Genomic DNA, 18,448 nt, shown 5'->3' with positions numbered 1-18,448 from the left:
ACATGAACGTAAAAAAAGAATAATATGAATGATAGAGATATACTGCGGATAATCACGTCAGAAGACAATGATGAAATTGAGGCGCTTTTTGCGCAGGCGCGAAAAGTGCGCGAGGCTCACTACGGCAAGAGCGTATATATTCGCGGGCTAATCGAGTTTACTAATTACTGCAAAAATGACTGTTATTACTGCGGGCTTCGCCGTTCAAACTCGAAACTTGAACGTTACAGGCTTTCTTTTGAAGAAATCCTTGAATGTTGCCGCGCCGGAGACAAATTGGGGATTAAAACATTTGTCCTGCAGGGCGGCGAAGATCCGTGGTTTACGGCTGAGCGTGTAACGGAAATTGTATCCGCAATACGGAAGGAATTTCCCGATAACGCGATTACCCTCTCCATCGGCGAATGGCCGCAAAGCGACTATGAAACTTTTTTCAGAGCGGGGGCAAACCGTTTTCTTTTACGCCATGAAACCGCCGATGACGAGCATTACGCGAAACTTCACCCGTCTTCCATGAGCCTTGAAAACCGCAAACAGTGTCTGCACAACCTCAAAAAAATAGGCTATCAGGTGGGAGCCGGGTTTATGGTGGGAACTCCCTATCAAACGCCTGAGTGCCTGCTTGCGGACATTCGCTTTCTTGAAGAATTACAGCCGCAAATGGTCGGCATAGGCCCTTTTATCCCGCAAAAAGACACTCCTTTCGCCTCACAACCCGCTGGAAATCTCACCCTCTGCCTGAAAATGCTCGCCATCACGCGGCTTACCTTGCCCAAAGCGCTAATTCCCGCCACCACCGCGATGGGTACAATTACACCTAACGGCAGGGAACTTGCCCTAGAAGCCGGCGCGAATGTTTTTATGCCCAATTTAACGCCCACCGCGTTCAGAAAACTCTATGCCCTGTACGATGATAAAATCTGCACCGGCGACGATGCGGTAAAGTGCATGTCCTGCATGAAGAACAGAATAGTTTGCTCGGGCTTTGAACCGCAGATGGTACGAGGAGACGCGAAAGGTTGACAATGTAGAATTATATCAGTATTTTTAGTATAATCGCTTAACATAATAATAAGGAGTTTTTATGTACAAAAATAAAATATCAATATTCGCGTTTTTTTTATTAACGGCTATAATAGCCATGTTTCCTTCCTGCCGTAAAAATAAAAATGACGATACGGCGCAGTTGCGTTACGGCTTTACTACCGAACCAAAAACTCTCGACCCGCTTAATACTAAAAATGACACGGCGGACGGCAGAAGCATTCTTTTCAATGTTTTTGAAGGGCTTGTAAAGCCTGATACCGACGGGAGCATGCTTCCCTGTGCCGCCGAGTCATGGACAACGGATCGTGACTCGCTTGTTTACACTTTCATTCTTAGAGACGGCGTTCGTTTTCATGACGGTTCGATTGTAACTGCCGCCGATGTCAAGTTCAGTCTGGACACGGCGGCAGCCGCCGGCTTCAACGGGCTGGACAGGATAAATAATGTAGAAATTATCTCGGATAAAAACGTAAAGGTAACCCTTAAAGCTCCCGACCCTGAGTTTATTCCTTTTTTAACGGTTGGAATTGTCAAAAAGGATAATAATGACCGCGAAAAAAATGTTATTGGGACAGGTCCCTTTATAATTGAAAGTTTTACTTCGCAGAGAGACCTTGTGTTAAAAAAATTTGACGGTTATTGGCAGAGACATCTTGCACAGCCGCAGGACGTGCCTCGTCTTGATAAAGTAACAATTGTGTTCTACGCGAATGTTGAAGCGTTGATGATTGCATTGCGAAGCGGCAATATTGACGGCGCGAATCTTGTAGGCTCTTTTGCAGCCCAGCTCGACCACAGAAATTTTGACGTTATTGACAGTTATTCGGCGGCGGTACAGCTTCTTGCGCTTAACAACTCCGCTCCCCCTCTTGATGATACTCGCGTGCGTAAGGCTATAAATTACGGCATAGACATTCAGGGAATAATTGACGGCGCTTTTTTTGGAAAAGGCTCTCCTTCGGGCAGTCCCATAATTCCCGGATTATCAACTTACTATGACGCCTCCCTTAGTTACCCGTATGATCCGCAAACGGCGCAAACGCTTCTTGCTGAGGCGGGTTTCAATGACACGCGCAAACCTTCGCTTGAAATTACCGTGGCTTCCGAGTACTCCATGCATGTCGATACCGCGCAGGTAATTGTAAACCAGCTCGATAAAATTGGAATTGACGCGTCCGTTAAACTTGTAGACTGGAATACATGGCTTTCTGACGTTTACAGGGGACGCAGTTATCAGGCGACTATTATTTCACTGGACAGCCCGGTTGTTTCCGCGCGTAATTTCCTTGCGCGTTACAGATCAGATAACAGCGGCAATTTTATTAATTTTTCAAACGGAGAATTTGACAAAACTTATGATGCGATACTTACGGAAACAAATGAAGCGAGAAGAAAACAGCTTTACAAAAGCGCGCAGGGAATAATTGCAGGAAACGCCGCAAGCGTCTTTATACAGGATATTCTTTACTATAAAGTTTTCCGCGCAGGCGCTTTTGCGGGAGCGAAAAATTATCCGTTACTAGTGGTTGACTTTTCTTCGATTTACAGGATGCCTAATAATTGAATTTTATTTTTAGAAGAATCGTTATTGCTTTAATTACGGTATTTCTTGTTTCAATTTTATGCTTTCTCGCCTTTAGCGTTATTCGCGGTGATCCGGCTAGTTTCCTTGCCGGAATTAATTCTTCACAGGAACAATTATCCGCATTACGCGAAGAAATGGGGCTTAACAGAAATGTTGTCATTCGCTATCTTGATTGGCTATCAGGCTTTCTTTCAGGCAAAGCGGGAACATCTTTAAGTTTCCGGGGAGAGGCGGTTTCTACTTTGATTTCACAGCGCATTCCCGTCACAGTAACTTTAGCCCTGCTTTCGCTTTTTTTTATTTTGCTCATTTCCATACCTGTCTCGCTTTTAACCGTAAACCGCGAAGGGGGCATACTTGATAGTGTTGTAAATTTTCTCACCGCCGCCGGATTAAGCGCTCCTAACTTTTTTATGGGGCTGCTTTTTATTTTTTTCTTCGGTTTCGGCCTAAAACTTTTTATTCCCGGCGAATATATAAGTTACAATGAAAACTTTCTCGGCTTTATCCGCTGTCTTTGCTTTCCCTCCCTTGCAATCGCTCTCCCAAACGCCGCTATTCTTGTCAAATTTTTAAGAGGCTCGCTCTTTGCGCAACTGCGAAGCGACTATGTGACAACGGCAAGAAGCAAGGGCGCCAGCTGGCTTTATATTCTGCGCCGCCACGTTTTAAAAAACGCTCTTCTTCCCGCCGTCACCATATTCGCCATGATAATCGCGGAAGTTTTTTCAGGCAGCATCATCATTGAGCAGGTCTTTACAATTCCCGGAATCGGCAGACTTTTAATTACGGCAATCAGTTCCAGAGACTACCCGTTAATTCAATCCCTTATGGTTTACATAGCGTTTATTATCATTACAGCTAACACTCTTGCGGACATTGCGATTATGATTATCGACCCAAGGATCAGAGAGGCAAGGGATATCAGATGAATATATTTAATCTGAAAATCGGAGCAGTTATCGGCGTTGTCATTGTTACAATGTCTTTACTTAGCCTTATCTGGGTTCCGTATAATTACAACCAAATGGATTATTCAAAACGCCTTATGCCTCCGTCCGCCGGGCATTTGCTTGGAACTGACAATTTTGGCAGGGATATTTTTTCGCGCATCATGGCGGGGGGGAGAAATTCCCTGCTCCTCGCATTATGTACCGTAACGGGAGCCGCAGCTTTGGGAAGTTTGCTTGGTCTTTTGGCGGGCTACATTGGCGGAATTACAGGCGAAATTATAATGCGTATTATTGACGCGCTTAACTCTTTTCCCGGAATAGTCCTTGCCCTCCTTCTAGTCGCGGTAATGGACAACAGCCAATTCAGCCTTTTTATCGCGCTGCTAATTCTTTTTACGCCGAGTTACACCCGCGTTATGCGAACAGGGGCATTGCAGTACAAAGACGCTTCTTTTATACATGCGGAAAAAATTCTCGGCGCTGGTTTTTTTCGCATAACGTTCATTCATATTCTGCCTAATCTTGCCCCATCGCTCCTTTCCGCTTCGGTACTGGGGCTGTCAAACGCGATTCTCGCGGAAGCCGCAATGAGCTACCTTGGAATGGGCATCCAGCCGCCTGAGCCTTCATGGGGGCGTATGTTGTTTGAGGCGCAAGCATGGTTTTTCAACGCCCCGTGGTGCGCCATAGCCCCCGGCATTTTTATAATGCTTACGGTTATCGCTTTTCACCTGTTAGGCGAAGGTATTCGCAAAAGGTTCGGGGGCTAACGTGCCGCGTTTATTGGAAGTGAATAACCTGGCCGCCGGAATAAAAAAGGACGGCAAAATTTTTCAAATACTGAAGGATGTCAGTTTTTCAATTGATGAAGGGGAAATTGTCGGCCTTGCAGGAGAATCCGGCTGCGGCAAGAGCATGACTGCCCTGTCAATTCCAAACCTTCTGCCCCAACCTGTAAAAATTCTAGGCGGCGAAATAATTCTCAATCACATACCGCTTACTTCCCTGGGCGAAAAAGAACTGTGCTACATAAGAGGAAAAGAAATCTCCGTAATTTTTCAGGATATAAGGCAGTCGCTTAATCCGCTGATGATGATAGGCGGGCAAATTACGGAAATGCTTGAACTTGCAGGCAGTACCGACAAAGAAGCGAACAAGTCTCAAGCGCTTGAAACGCTCGCCTCTCTGGGCTTTGATGAGCCTGAAAAAATATTCGACGCTTTCCCTCACCAGCTTTCAGGCGGAATGTGCCAGCGCGTAATGACGGCAATCGCCGTAATCCGCCGCCCCCGCCTCTTATTAGCTGACGAGCCGTCAAGCGCGCTTGACATGGAAAGCCAACAGCGCATTCTTTCCCTGTTAGCTGAAATGAACCGCAAATATAAAACTTCCGTTTTAATAATATCGCACGATCTTTCGATAATACGGCAATTTTGCAACCGCTTCCTTGTCATGTACGCGGGAAAAATCATTGAGGAAGGGCAATCAGGCGCTCTTTTCTCCCCGCTTCATCCTTATACAAACGCACTATTAAAAGCAATTCCCGAAAAAGAAAAGCGCGGCAAAAAACTGAACAGTATTCACGGCAAAGTTCCTTCGATATATGACAGTTTTTCCGGCTGCCCTTTCGCTCCCCGTTGCGAGAAAGCCCAGAGTATCTGTTCGCAAAATTTCCCTCCTCAAAAAGAAATTAACGGCGCGAAGGTCCACTGCTATTATCCCTCGTCAGGAGAACCTAATGCCTGACACTCCCCTGCTTTCAATCCGTAACCTCTCATGCGCCTATATCAGCAAAAGGTTCGGTCTTTTCGGAAAAAAAGAAATAAAGCCCGTCCTTAAAAACATAAATCTTGAACTGCGTCAGGGAGAAATTTTCGGCCTTACGGGCAAATCAGGCTGCGGCAAAACAACTTTGGCGCGTTGTATTTTAAAACTTATCGATTATGAGGGAGAAATTTTGCTTGACGGGCAGGAGCAGGAAAAACCGCCGCCGATTCAGATGGTTTTTCAGGAGACGGGCGCGTCTTTAAATCCCTGCAAAAACATCGGCTGGCTTATGGAAGAACCGCTAATTATTCACAGAATAGGAAACAAAGAAGAACGCAGGCGCAAAATCGACAGAATGTTACTGCGCGTCGGCCTTGACCCGTCCTACAAAACACGCAGTGTTCACGAGTTAAGCGGCGGTCAAAAACAGCGTATCTGCATCGCCCGCGCCCTGATGACTTCCCCGCGCCTATTAATCGCCGACGAAGCGATCAGTTCCCTTGACGTATCAGCCGGCGCTCAGATACTAAACCTTTTCAGGGAACTGCACAAAAGCATGAGGCTCACGATTCTTTTTATTTCGCATAACAAGGATGCCGTGGAGTACCTTTGCGACAGAATGGCGGTTATGGAAAATGGGAAGTTTATTTGAAAGGAATTCACACTAAGAACACAAAGGTACAAAGAGCACAAAAGGGTTATTGTCTGAGGGCTATGCGTATGAAAAAGCGGTACCTGATACGTTTACGTGTACTTTTAGTTTTTGTTTGTTAAAGCGGGTACTGGACATAAGAACAATTCCGTAGTAAAATAATAATATGTTACATGAATTAACCATAACTGTTGACGATGCTGTCTATCAAACCTTGAAACCTATGGTTGAGCAGCAGACTATTAGCTCACTCCTTTATGAATTTATGCAAAACCGTACCCAAAAGCGGGTTGTACCTTCTATAGCGTCTTTGCGCGGAACATTACATAAGATTGATACATCAGATATACGTGAAGAGGCTGATAGAGTTTTATGAATGTTGTTGATTCTTCCTGTTGGCTTGAATATCTCATTGGATGTGGTTTCATATATGCAGACAGGTACTGTAATTGAACTTAATGCCGGTATAAGCCTTTCTGCCGCAGAAATAAGCCGGAAACATAAACTGCCTATGGCTGATAGTATTATTTACGCAACATCATTGCATTATTCAGCGATAATATTTTCTTGTGATAAATACTTCAAAGACTTTCCTGGTATTCGGTATTTTCCTAAAACTAAATAGGTATGCTACGCCACTACACCGTCCCTAGCGTATAAATGTCGCATAACGGCACTATGAAAAAGCGGTAGCAGGTACGTTTGCGTGTTCTCACTAACAACAATCTTCCCTTTTTTCTTTCTTCACTTTTCTTTCTTCTTTCGCACTCCCCGCTCCATGCCCACGCCTTCGCTCCACTCCGTGTCGCTACGGCTTGGGCATGTCGCCTGTATTGCTGATGCAGAACTCAGGGGCGCACCAGCCGGAAGCCGATGCCGCTGCCCCTGTCGTAGGGGGCGTAGTAGTTGAACCGATAACCGGAACGAACGTCCTCCGCCGAATTGTACCAACTCCCGCCGCGCCCCACACGGTAAGACCCCGAGGACGTACCAATAGGATCGGTCTGCGACCCGCTTGAATAATTTCCATACCAGTCCCAGCACCATTCCCATACGTTCCCGTGCATATCGTACAAACCCAATGCGTTTGGAGAAAAACTCCCAACTGCCATTGTCTTTTGCCTGTATTCCCCTTTCGCGTTATTATTATACGGATTGTTTCCATCGTAATTCGCCTGACTTGTTGTGACGTTGTTCCCGGTACTGAACGGCGTTGTCGTCCCCGCCCTGCAGGCGTATTCCCATTCAGCTTCTGTAGGCAGACGGTAGCCGTTGGCGTTCTTATTCCATGTTACGTTATCACCATTTCTGGTATACGCTGGAGTTAATCCTTCTTTCTGGCTCCTCTTGTTGCAGTACTCTACCGCATCATACCAGCTTACTTGTTCCACAGGCAGATTGTCCCCTTTAAAATTACTGGGATTTGTCCCCATCACTTCCTGATACTCCTTCTGCGTTACTTCGTACTTCCCCATGTAAAAACTGCTCACCGTCACCTGATGCTGAGGACCTTCATTACTGGAACGGCTTGGCTCATTTGCGGGACTGCCCATTGTGAAGGTTCCACCGTTTATGCGTACCATGCCGGCGGGGAGGGACGCAGACTGCTGGTTGGTGGTTGACTGCATGGTTTGCGCTGGTTGCGTAGCAGTCTGTTGCGGTTGTGTGGTTGTCGTCGTTGTCGCTACTTGCGGCTTACTGCCGAGATAGGCTTGACCCGCAAACTGGTTATAGACAGCGGGGCGCTGTTGGCTGCCGCTGGCACGGACTACGTCGCCCATTGTCAGACGGAATACTTCGGCTACTTCAATGCCGGGGGTTTTTAGGCGTTCCAGCAAGTGGCCGGTAAAAAGACCGTTCCTGCCCGTGCCGTCAGAGGCGGTGGAACCCGCGCTTGTCGCGAACACGATGATGCTGTCCGCAGGCTGATTGCCCACCACTTGCAAGCCCCTGCTGCCGGAGCGCTTCCATGCGAAGGGGTTGTCTCTGCAAGCGTCAAGGACTACAACGTTCAAATCGTTTCCCGCGTCGTTCAGTTCGTCAAGCATTTCCTGCACGGAAATCGACTGCCTGCGGAGAAAACTTTCACTTTGAATATTAGCGTCAACGGGTATCAGGTAGTTTTCTCCATTGGACTGCACCCCGTGCCCCGCGTAAAAGAAAAAGCCATAAGAATTTTTCGACCCCTTCAACCTTTTTTTAAGGTTCACTATCCCGTTTTCCATTTGGGACAGGTTCCCGTTCAACACCTTCTCCACGGTAAAGCCAAGCCCCTGAAGGGCGACAGCCATGTCATTGGCATCATTCACAGGATTGTTGAGCTTAGTAATATTAGTATACGCCCCGTTACCGATAACAAGAGCGAATTTTTGCTGAGCAAAAAGCCCCGCCGCGAGAAAAAACGTCAATGTAATAAATACCGCAAATTTTTTCATTGTATACTCTCCGAATATACAATAATATACCATGTTTTTAATAATAATTCAATGTTTTATTCCGAAGAACTCACACTAAGATCACAAAGTATAGGGAGTGGGGAGTAGGGAATGGGGAGTGGGGTTTTTGTCCGTTATCTTATCGTGAAGCTCAGGCTTAGATAGCTCTTTGTTCGTGTTGGTTCGTGGTAAAAAATCTTCCTTCCACTATTCCAGCGGCGCGAAATACCCAATATTATCACGCCCCGACCTTTCCATTAAATAGACTTCAACCTCAATAGGAAGCCATGCTCTTCCAAAGTCCGTGGGAAGGCGTGAATTATACGTAAAAGTGTAAAGGCCGCACGGGGTATCCGCCGTGCTTTTGATTAGCTCGCCAATGCCTTGGGGTCGGTAAAGGGGCATCGCCCTGCCGCCTGTTTCATTGCACAGGTACTCTATTGCCGTGGAAACTTGACCGCCGCCGATTATTATGGCGTTAAATACTATGCCGTTATTCGCAAGAAAGGCCGCCATTTCTGAAAGACCGTTTTGCTCATACGCCAAATCGCCTAAATTGCCTGAGCCGATATATACAACCGACCTTTTGGGGGCGGCTGGAACATTTGTCATAAGATCTGTCGCGGCGAGGCGGAGGCCAAGATCAAAACGCCATCTGCTGGTATTGCCTGCCGCGCCCCGTACCGCGTTTTCAAGGGAATTGGCGTGTTGTTCTCTGCGGGGCTGTTCTGCGGCGGAAATAACCGAAACTATTTTTGTGTTACCCATTTCCTGTACGGCGCGGTTTATGTCACGGGAGGCCGCGCCAAGATCGTCACGCATACGCGCCGTCGCGTCAGACCGTTCCACTAAGAGGGAAATATCAGCGCCGCGATAGCGGTAGCCGGGCGCGTACAATATCTGTTCCGCCGTGGGTACGCCATTTTCCGTAAGAAGGAAATTATTGTTATCAAGACCCATGATTGGGCGGCGCAGTCTGTCTTCTACGGTAAGTTCCACGATTACTTTGGGGAAATTGCCAGCGTCAATATTGCGTATCTGCACAAATAAACCGGAAGCTAAATCGTCAAAACGGGTCATTACATTGACTTCGCCCGCGTTGAAATTTGCCGTGAGTATGCTGCCGTTACTGTCCATTTCAGCGCACGTTACGCGAACACGCTCCCCTCCGGCAAGCCCCAACTCGCGGACAATCGCGGAATCGGGGTTTATCTGCACAATTCTGTTGCCATCTGCGGCAAGTATGGTGCCGTCAGAAAGAAACCTCAGGCTTTCAGGGCCTTTCAAGCCTTCCGCAGACAAACGTCCCAGATAATTACCGTTGGGATCAAACATATAAATTACTTTTGCCGCGCTTTCGGCGACATAAATTTTATTGTTATAGGCGGCAATGCCTGTAGGTGAAAGCAAGCCGGGAAAAACCGCGCTCTTTTTCCCAAACGAAAGAATAAACGCGCCGTCAGGATCAAATTTTGAAATTCTGCTGTTACCGTAATCGACCACATACAGATAACCGTCTTCGTCAACCGTTAGGTGCTGGGGGCCGACAAATTGGCCGTCGCCCAATCCCCTTGAGCCGATATACGCCTGCCAGTCTCCGTTACTGTTAAGAATACTCACCCTGCTGCCGCGGAATTCTGACACATACATACGGCCATCAAGCCCTCGAGCCAAATCATAGGGACGGTCGAAACCGTTAAAATGACCGCGTTTGCGATCCCTTATTAACCCGTTTACGTCTATTTTTAAAATTTCATTACTGCCGTAAGCGGCTACCCATACGCTGCCGTCGTTATTCGCCAAGATCGATGTCGGCTGACGGTAAAGAACCGTATCTTCTATTTTCCCGGGAAAACGCCCTGAGTTCACATAACGTATTTTATCGCCATCCGGAATGGACTTAAGAAAACGCCTGTTGGCGACTGTCTCTATCCGGGCGTTAAGCAACATACCAACGCCTGAGTTCCTGCCGTAAAGATCAAGAGCGGCGCGCCATTGCCTTAGCGCGATTTCTTCAAAACCTGAACGGTAGTACGCCTTTCCAAGCCAGTCAAGAGTCATCGGCGCATTAGGAAGGAAGGAAAGGGCGCGTTCAAAAGAATAAATCGCTTCGTTATACGAAAAACGGTAGTAGGCTTGCACTCCAATCCTGAACTCTTCCGCCGCGGCAAGAGCGGCGGGGCCTGTTCCGCCGGGGGGAGGGTTTTGACGAATAATGGGGTCGTCCTGCGCGTACAAAACTGATACAACAAGAAAAAACGCCGTAAAAAAAAAGGGGTTTCTCACAGCTTTTCTCCCGTCACTATTTTAAAGTGCCTTTTTATTTCTTCTTCATTGGGGGCTATATCAAGCGCCCTGCGCAGCCATGTGCGCGCTTCTACAACTTCGCCGCTTTTGTAGTAAGCCCAGCCAAGGGAGTCAAGATATGCCGCGCTGTGGGGCCTGTAATCAACCGCCTTTCTGCACAGGCGGAGGGCGCGCATAATATCCAGTCCCGTATCGGCCAGAATAAAGCCCATGCTGTTCATCGCTGTCGCGTTATTTGAATCAATTTCAAGGGTTTTTTCGTAAAGATCTATCGCGCTCTTATGGCGTTTTTGCGCCCATGCGGCATAGGCAAGCGTATTGTAGAGTAACGGAGATTCAAGCCCGCTGGATTGCAGTTTGTGAAGTTCATATTCCGCCATTTTAACGCGCTTGGTTATCACATAAATATACGCAAGCATCATTCTGCATTGAAATACGCGCAAGATATGCCGTTCCGACGTTACAACCTGTTCAAGGGAAACTAAAGCTTTTTCATAATTTTTAAGTTTCGTGTAACACAATCCGAGGTAATAGGCATGTTCCATTTTTTCTTCAAAACTGAAAGATGAAGTGTCCTTTGACAAAAATTCTTTTAAAGCCTTCTCCCAGTTTTTCTCCCTGTAAAGGCGCACTCCTTCAAGAATTTTTTCATCCGCGCCGGATTTTTCTTCTTCTTCAGACAATTCGCCAACGCCGCTTTCCTGAGCAGCCATGATTCCCCCCATTATCCCGCCGCGATTGCCGGTTGAGACATAACCACACAAAACGCGGCGTTCCCTTTTAAAACCTCATCCCAATCGGAACCTTCCTCAGGCACGTTGTCAACCTTACCCGGTTTCGCGAAACAATACCTGCTTCCCCTCGGGGAAATGAAAGTAACTATCCTGTCATTATAATACCTCATAGAAGGAAAAGAAGGAACAAGCATCGCGGGTTTTTTTTCAATATTTGGAAAATTTACATTCACGAAGGTGCCGGCTTTCCAGTAACCCATAATCAAAATAAGTTTTTCCGTAATATAAGAAACGACCGAATCCCACTGCCAGGGAAGATCGTTTTCGACTAAAGACAACGCTACGGACGGTATACCGAAAAAACTGCCCTGCCTTGCGGCGGACGCGGTTCCCGAATAGATAATATCAGTCCCCAAATTCGCTCCCGCGTTAATCCCGGACAGGATGAGATCCGGCGCTCTTTCCATATTGAGCGCGGTTCCTTCGGTAGAAATGCAGATTTCGGGGATTCCTCCCAAAAGGGCGGTTATAATGCAGTCCACGGGCGTACCTGAACACGACCAAGTGTCTTCCTCTATCTCTGATAACCTTAAAGGGCCCTTTAAAAATTCAATGGAATGGGAACAGCCTGAACGGTTATGATGGGGAGCGACAGTAAAAACCCTGTGCCCCGCGTTGCGTAAAGCTTTCTCTAACAGTCTTATCCCTTGAGAAGAGATTCCATCGTCATTTGTTAGCAGTATTCGCATAAACCCTCTTGCGTACAGTACGGGAACCGGTTGTAGTCGCAATACTGCGCCTAGTTTCGACAACCGGCTCAGAGATTACCCTTGCCCTTGTAGCCAATTTAACTTCGTAAATCGCCGGCCTAAACCCGAAAATACGCTCGTAATCTTCAAGCCGCCTCTTAAATTCTTCAACAAGCTCACGGCGGATAATGGTATACGTGCATCCGCCAAAACCAATACCGATCATCCGCGAACCTGCAGACCCTTCTATCTCCTGCGCCCGCTTTACAAGCCAGTCAATTTCAGGACAGCTTATTTCGTACAGATCCCTAAGGCTCTCATGGGAATGGTATATTATTTTCGCGAATGAAGCCAGATCGGCGCGTTCAAGCGCGTCCGCCGCGTCATTTACCCTGTGTATTTCCTCGACAATGTGCATGCATCTGCGCCTGATCTGCTCGGGAAAACTTCCAAGCACTTCAAGAAGATCGCCTGACGCGTAATCTTTAAAGCCTGCGCCGTCATGTTTTTGTGAAAGAAACTCAAGCCCTTTTAAAATATCATCCTGTCGGGAGGCAATTTCTTTCTGGGCGCCCATTCTGGGAACGCGGGAATCCACAAGTATAAAGCGAAAATTGGCAAACGGCGATTTTATCAGTTTTACTTCGTTTTTTGACGAATCAAAAAATAAAAATTGATCTTTGCGCGTCAAAAAACAGACAAGATAATCCGCTAGCTCTGCGGAACCTCCAAAAATTTTTTCATGCGCTTCTTTTAATTTACGCGCAAAATCTTCATCGTTTATCTGAACGCGCAAAAGGCTTCTAAGCGCCGTTGCGGCGGCTGTTTCTACCGCGATTGAGGACGCAAGTCCGATATTTTGGGGAATATTGCCGTAAAAAGAGAAATTAAGCCCCTTCATCTGGCAACCTAATTCAATAAAAAGGTAAATTGCAGGCTTTAAGTAGTTAGCCCATCTGTCTTCGCGTTTGAATTTCAAGCCTGCGACAGTAGTTCTTTTGCGTTCATCAATATTAGCGGCAAAAAAACGAAAAGAATTGTCTTTTCTCGGGCTTACGGCAAGATGAATATACCGATCTACGGCTGCGGAAAGGAAAATTCCCGACTTTGACTCGCCCTGCTCTCCTAAAAAATGAATTCTTCCCGGAGATTCCGCGAAAACAACAGGAGTTGAGTTTTCTTTTTCAAGATCATATTCTTTTCGGTGAATTTGACCGATGTTCAGCATGAAACCCTCTCTTTTTTGCTTTTGCTTATTTTATCAGTAAATATTGTGAAATTCAATGGGGCATATATTGAAAAAATGTGTATTTTACCGAAAGTGTTTCTCACGAAAATCATGAAGGAGTGTTGTTTCAATGAGCAATGAACAATTAGCAATGAGCAATTTCGTTGTTTGTGGGCGCAGTCTTTTGGCAAGCCGCTATGATTGCTAACTTCGCTTAGCAATGAGCAATTTCGTTGTTTGTGGGCGCAGTCTTTTGGCAAGCCGCTATGATTGCTAACTTCGCTCTTTGGTAATTGCTCTTTGCTCTCTGGTCACATCGACAAGTTCAGTGACCGTGCATTGCTAATTGCTAATTGCTCATTGCAAACGCCGTCCAAAAATACGGCAAACTTAAAGGGTTTCCGAAACACGAAAGCCCTTTAAAATTTGCCTGTTATACCGTTTTTTAATTAATCAATAATTCAAACCTGTTATAAACATGCCCCCCTGTTTTTTACAACAATATTGAAGTTCATCGTATTTTTTGGAACAAACTTGACATAACAATCATCAAAATAACCTTCGTCATAGACAATAAGGTCATTGTTTTGATCAAAAACATAAAGATCAAGATCGGTGTCTCCGTCTCCGCAAACAAGAACCTCGGCAAGTTTATTGGCCTCGAACGCAAGCTTATACGTAATCTGACCGTCGGCGCCTACTTTATCATATAGGTATTTTGGACCGCTTATAGCGTCTTTGGTTTTGCTTTTCATGGTTTTTTTAACTGATGCGGCCCATGCAAGCATGGTTCTTTTCGTTTTCTTGTTCATTGCGGCAAATTTTTTGCCGTCAGCAAGCAGATTAGCGACGGTATATTCAGGTTTGCCAGTTTTTTTATCGGCATCACCCGTTTCATCCTTTGCAATACCCTTACTGCCCAATGACTGGGTTTGCGTTTGCGCTATGATTTCCGCAGCGCAAATAAGGGCAGACGATGATTTGGCGTTATAACCGAATTTAGCCAAAGTATAAGCGGTCTGCAATAATTCAATATCCACGGAAGAAGCAAGTTCACTTTCAGGTTTTGCGCCTGCCATACCCACCTGGGCAAACAGCGGCGTGCAAAGCAAGCAGAAAAGGACAACGATAAGTAACTTTTTCATCTTGATAACTCCTTTTAAAAATTTACTATTTGCCCTCAAGGGCGTTTTTCCCCAACGGAGGATTCGCGTCCAACGGACGTGTATTTTTATATATAAAAACTGAACTATCTTAAAGTAACACAATAATCCGGCCTTTTTAAAATTAATAACTTAATGTTTAACAATACGCGGATCACAAATGAAAACAAATCACTCAAACCGGCCTATTAACGTGAGGAATTCGCCAACCATATACAATGGAATATCGTAAATAACGCATCCTGAATAATTACTTTGCCCCAAATCAGACATGGAAAAACGAATCGCAATTTGGGGATGATAAGTATCAATAAATAATTTTAAGCTTTTTGCCTTTAGATTTTTTTCCGCCTTTACCTCGATAGGGATAACTTTGTTTCCAATCTGAATGATAAAATCTAATTCCGCTTTAGCGGAACCTTCCCGCGCCCAATAATATAAAGGCATGCCGGAAAGCGCTTTTAACTCTCCAAGTATATATTGTTCCGCAAGCGCCCCGTAAAAATGATCAAAGAGCACCGCATCGCGCTCAAGAAAAGCGCCAATGTCAAGACCAGCCATCGCGGAGAGAAGCCCTATATCAAGCATGTACAATTTAAAATGTTCAGGTTCAGCGTAACTTGCAAGCGGATAGTGAGGCAGAGCGATACGGTTCACCTCATAAGCCAGAGCGCATTTGGTAAGCCAAAATAACCCTGAACGGTAATCGCGTGATTTAGCGTTGGGTTTTACGTCGTTGTAAATAAATTTTTTTGCCGCTCTTGCCAATTGGCGCGGAATAGAATTCCACAGGCGAGTAACTTTTTCAGCGGATCTCATATCAATATGTTTAGAAAAATCATCTTCATAACCGCTGATGATTTTATTTTGAATCGACCGTATCGTATTAAAATTTTTTTCTTTTGTAAAAGCAAGCACTACTTCGGGCATGCCGCCTACATAAAAATAATATTTAAGATACTTTGACAGATCGTTTTTAACTAAAGCTGTAAAACGCGGCTTTTGTTTTTCTAGCGCGGTTAAAAGCTGTTGTTCATTCAGTGCGGCAAGAAATTCGGAAAATGTCATCGGATATAGCGTAATGTTATCGGTCTTCCCAACAGGAAAAGATTCGTCATTGTGCAGCGCAATGCCAAGAAAACTGCCCGCAGACATTATGTGATATTCAGGCGCTTCTTCGCAGAAATATTTAAGGGAATTAAGCGCCCTGTTACATTCCTGAATCTCATCAAAAATAACAAGGGTTTCCCCCGGGCTTATAGATTCGCCTGAGATAAACCCCAATTCTTCTATAATGCGCAGCGGTTTAAGATCGCCTTCAAAAACATTTCGCGCTTGTTGGTTATTAAAAAAATCAATATACGCCGTATTCCTGTAAGCGGTTTTTCCGAATTCTTTCATCAGCCATGTTTTACCCGTCTGCCTGGCTCCTTTCAGCAGTAACGGTTTTCTGTCAGGAGAATTTTTCCATTCCAGCAAGGATTTTATTACTTTTCTTTGCATATTTGCATTGTATTATACTTTTGCACCTTTTTCAAGGGATAAAATATAAAAACTTGCACCTTTTTATAGGGAATATATCAGTATTATTTAACTTTTTTATATGTAATATATAGGTATTATAGCACCTTTTTATGGTGAATATATTAACATATTTACACCTTTTTACAGGGAATATATTGGTATTATTGTACCTTTTTACAGTGAATATATTAACATATTCACACCTTTTTACAGTGAAAATATTATTACTATTGCACCTTTTTATAGGGAATCACTGAGACCGCTATCATGGCGATTAGCGTACAAATATATGGAAACGCGAGGATAAAGCCGGCAGGTATGTTCCAAAAACCCTGAGCGTAGTTAGAAAAACATTCGGCGAGCGCGAAAACAAAAGCGGCGGCAAGGAGTCCTGCCGGTTTTTTTACGCCAAGGAAAATTACGGCGAGGGCGATCCAGCCTTTGCCGGCGGACATTCCGGGAACAAACGCGCCAAGATTGAGGCTTAAAAATGAACCGCCTATGCCGCAGAAAAAACCGGATATTAAAAACGCGGTCGTTTGGTAAAATACGGGTTTTATTCCAAGACTTACAAGCGAGTCGGCGCTTCTTTCGCAGGCGCGAAGCCTGTAACCGAAGGGGGTTTTATAAATAGCGATATGTGAAATTACAAGCAGAATAATACCTAAAGCAGAATACAACATTAACAAGCCGCCTGAGTTATTTACCGTGATTACTCCTTTCGTACCGAATAATTTATCGGAAAGAATTACGCATAACCCGCTTGAAAATAAATTTATCGCAAGTCCTGAAATAAACAAATCCGCGCGAAGTTTAAAAACAGCTAACGAATGTAACGCCGATAAAACAGTTGCCGTAAAAATAGCGGACAAAACGGCTGCGGTTATGCTGCCTGAAAAGTGAAATACCGCCAAAGAACAAAACGCGCCTGACAGCAATAATCCTTCAAGGGCGATGTTTAAAGTTCCGGCAAGAGCGGGGAAAAGCCCTCCAAAGGCCGCAAAAAATATCGGGATCATTAAATTTAACGTGCTTTTAAGAACGGGGAAAATCGCCATTTTATTTTTTCCTCTTGCTATCAAAAATATTTTTAACGACTAAACTTGTTGATAAAAAGAAAATCACAGCCTGTATTATGTATGAGATTTCATAGGTTATTCCCGTATTCTGCATCGCGATTCTTGCCCCTGTTTCAGTCCATGCAAGGAATAGCGAACAAGGTATCACGGCAATGGGGGAAAAATTCGCGATTAACGCTACTGTCAAGCCGCTCCAGCCTAGCCCCGTGGAAAATTCCTTAATTACGGCATAATGCGTTCCAAGGACAGCGAAGCTTCCCGCCAATCCGTATAATGCGCCGCTCATTGCCATTACAATGACTGTGTTTAGTTTTGTATTTATCCCCCCGTAACGCGCGAACATTTCATTTTTTCCCGCTATTCTGAATTCATAGCCTGTTTTTGTCTTGTAAAGAAAAAAGTTGACTATAAAAACAAAGATAATGGCGATAAAAATACTTGAGCTTAAATTTGACGGTTTTAAAATTTGGGGAAACCGCATATTTTCGGCAATTTTTTTTGTCGATATGAGAGACGTTTCCGGGTCAAGAAAAGGGCCTGTAACAAGAAAATTGATAATCGGGATAACCGCGCATGAGAGAAGGAAGGTTGTAATAATTTCGGGAGTTTTCCATTTTGCCTTACAAAAGCCGCTGAACGCCGAAAGTACGCCGGAGGCAAGGACTCCTGCTGCCACAGCGGCAACCGCTCCCGTTACCCCAAACCGCTCAAGAGAGAGAGCGGCGGCGGTTGTCGTAAAGGCTCCCAAATACACCTGCCCCTCGCCGCCGAGGTTGAGGTTTCCGGCTTTCATGGCGATTATTATTCCTAACGCTCCTAAAATCATTGGAATTGCTGCGTTAAGCAGATTGCCAAAATTGTATAAATTTCTGAACGGTCCGATAAAGAAGAAATACAGGGTTTTTACGGGCGAATCGCTAAGAATGAATATCAGTAAAAATACGGTTAAAAGAGAAATTGCAAATAAAAAAAAGACTTTCTTTCTCATGAAGCCGCTCCAAGTCCCTGCATGCAATTTCCAATTAATTCTTTAATAGCGTTATTCTGATTATTGATAAACTCCCCCGTTGCCTTTCCCCTGTACATTACAATTATTCTGTCCGCAAGTTCGATAATTTCGTCCAAATTAGTTGAAATTAAAATAATAGCCGCCCCTTTCTTGCGAAGCGCGTCTATTTCTCCTTTTATAAATCTGCTTGCGGCAATATCAAGCCCCCATGTGGGC

The 18,448-nt window shown here is 45.1% G+C and carries 17 protein-coding genes and 1 pseudogene; 8 read left to right on the top strand and 10 right to left on the bottom strand.

From position 1 onward, the window contains the following. The first annotated feature begins 24 nt into the window (after positions 1–24). The 8 genes from hydE (at position 25) to ACYVRH_RS05990 (ending at position 6,629) form a co-directional block, all read left to right on the top strand. Positions 25–1,023 (top strand): [FeFe] hydrogenase H-cluster radical SAM maturase HydE, encoded by a 999-nt coding sequence (gene hydE, locus ACYVRH_RS06025; RefSeq protein WP_461256025.1) that lies wholly within the window; start codon positions 25–27, stop codon positions 1,021–1,023. A gap of 61 nt (positions 1,024–1,084) precedes the next feature. After that, the gene (locus tag ACYVRH_RS06020; protein ID WP_461256024.1) at positions 1,085–2,611 is read left to right on the top strand and encodes an ABC transporter substrate-binding protein; all 1,527 of its coding nucleotides are present in this window, start codon (positions 1,085–1,087) and stop codon (positions 2,609–2,611) included. Further along, the gene (locus tag ACYVRH_RS06015; protein WP_461256023.1) at positions 2,608–3,564 is read left to right on the top strand and encodes an ABC transporter permease; all 957 of its coding nucleotides are present in this window, start codon (positions 2,608–2,610) and stop codon (positions 3,562–3,564) included. The genes ACYVRH_RS06020 and ACYVRH_RS06015 overlap by 4 nt, the downstream gene beginning before the upstream one ends. Then, complete coding sequence (locus ACYVRH_RS06010) at positions 3,561–4,355, top strand: ABC transporter permease (RefSeq protein ID WP_461256022.1); 795 nt, start codon at positions 3,561–3,563, stop codon at positions 4,353–4,355. Before ACYVRH_RS06015 ends, ACYVRH_RS06010 begins: the two co-directional genes overlap by 4 nt. Position 4,356: 1 nt before the next feature. After that, positions 4,357–5,331, top strand: coding sequence for an ABC transporter ATP-binding protein (locus tag ACYVRH_RS06005; protein WP_461256021.1), 975 nt, complete (start codon positions 4,357–4,359; stop codon positions 5,329–5,331). Further along, a complete protein-coding gene (locus tag ACYVRH_RS06000; protein WP_461256020.1) occupies positions 5,324–6,004 on the top strand; it encodes an ABC transporter ATP-binding protein in 681 nt (226 codons plus the stop codon). Before ACYVRH_RS06005 ends, ACYVRH_RS06000 begins: the two co-directional genes overlap by 8 nt. A 166-nt stretch (positions 6,005–6,170) precedes the next feature. Further along, the gene (locus tag ACYVRH_RS05995; protein ID WP_461256019.1) at positions 6,171–6,380 is read left to right on the top strand and encodes a hypothetical protein; all 210 of its coding nucleotides are present in this window, start codon (positions 6,171–6,173) and stop codon (positions 6,378–6,380) included. Beyond that, a complete protein-coding gene (locus ACYVRH_RS05990) occupies positions 6,381–6,629 on the top strand; it encodes a PIN domain-containing protein (RefSeq protein ID WP_461256018.1) in 249 nt (82 codons plus the stop codon). It abuts the gene before it with no gap. A 223-nt stretch (positions 6,630–6,852) separates the two neighbouring features. Here the strand turns inward: ACYVRH_RS05990 and ACYVRH_RS05985 are convergent, their stop codons facing one another. The 10 genes and pseudogenes from ACYVRH_RS05985 to ACYVRH_RS05940 all read right to left on the bottom strand — a co-directional run. Then, positions 6,853–8,439, bottom strand: coding sequence for an SUMF1/EgtB/PvdO family nonheme iron enzyme (locus ACYVRH_RS05985; protein ID WP_461256017.1), 1,587 nt, complete (start codon positions 8,437–8,439; stop codon positions 6,853–6,855). 207 nt (positions 8,440–8,646) lie between these two features. Then, positions 8,647–10,725, bottom strand: coding sequence for a 6-bladed beta-propeller (locus tag ACYVRH_RS05980; protein WP_461256016.1), 2,079 nt, complete (start codon positions 10,723–10,725; stop codon positions 8,647–8,649). After that, positions 10,722–11,459, bottom strand: a complete 738-nt coding sequence (locus tag ACYVRH_RS05975; RefSeq protein WP_461256015.1) for a tetratricopeptide repeat protein — start codon at positions 11,457–11,459, stop codon at positions 10,722–10,724. The genes ACYVRH_RS05980 and ACYVRH_RS05975 overlap by 4 nt, the downstream gene beginning before the upstream one ends. An 11-nt stretch (positions 11,460–11,470) precedes the next feature. Then, complete coding sequence (gene surE, locus ACYVRH_RS05970) at positions 11,471–12,229, bottom strand: 5'/3'-nucleotidase SurE (protein ID WP_461256014.1); 759 nt, start codon at positions 12,227–12,229, stop codon at positions 11,471–11,473. Beyond that, positions 12,207–13,457, bottom strand: a complete 1,251-nt coding sequence (locus ACYVRH_RS05965) for a galactokinase (RefSeq protein WP_461256013.1) — start codon at positions 13,455–13,457, stop codon at positions 12,207–12,209. Before ACYVRH_RS05965 ends, surE begins: the two co-directional genes overlap by 23 nt. Before the next feature lie 470 nt (positions 13,458–13,927). After that, positions 13,928–14,602 carry a hypothetical protein gene (locus ACYVRH_RS05960; protein WP_461256012.1) on the bottom strand — a complete coding sequence of 225 codons (675 nt, stop codon included), beginning with the start codon at positions 14,600–14,602 and terminating at the stop codon, positions 13,928–13,930. A 189-nt stretch (positions 14,603–14,791) separates the two neighbouring features. Next, positions 14,792–16,123 carry an ATP-binding protein gene (locus ACYVRH_RS05955; RefSeq protein WP_461256011.1) on the bottom strand — a complete coding sequence of 444 codons (1,332 nt, stop codon included), beginning with the start codon at positions 16,121–16,123 and terminating at the stop codon, positions 14,792–14,794. Positions 16,124–16,371: 248 nt separating this feature from the next. Then, the gene (locus tag ACYVRH_RS05950; RefSeq protein ID WP_461256010.1) at positions 16,372–17,202 is read right to left on the bottom strand and encodes an ABC transporter permease; all 831 of its coding nucleotides are present in this window, start codon (positions 17,200–17,202) and stop codon (positions 16,372–16,374) included. 1 nt (position 17,203) lies between these two features. Then, a complete protein-coding gene (locus tag ACYVRH_RS05945) occupies positions 17,204–18,211 on the bottom strand; it encodes an ABC transporter permease (RefSeq protein ID WP_461256009.1) in 1,008 nt (335 codons plus the stop codon). Beyond that, positions 18,208–18,448, bottom strand: a pseudogene (locus ACYVRH_RS05940) (heme ABC transporter ATP-binding protein); the annotation flags it as partial. The gene ACYVRH_RS05945 and the pseudogene ACYVRH_RS05940, both read right to left, overlap by 4 nt.

It is taken from the genome of Treponema sp. R80B11-R83G3, assembly GCF_054786115.1.
Note: the sequence above shows the minus strand (reverse complement) of the source record. Positions and strands in the feature narration are given on the sequence as shown.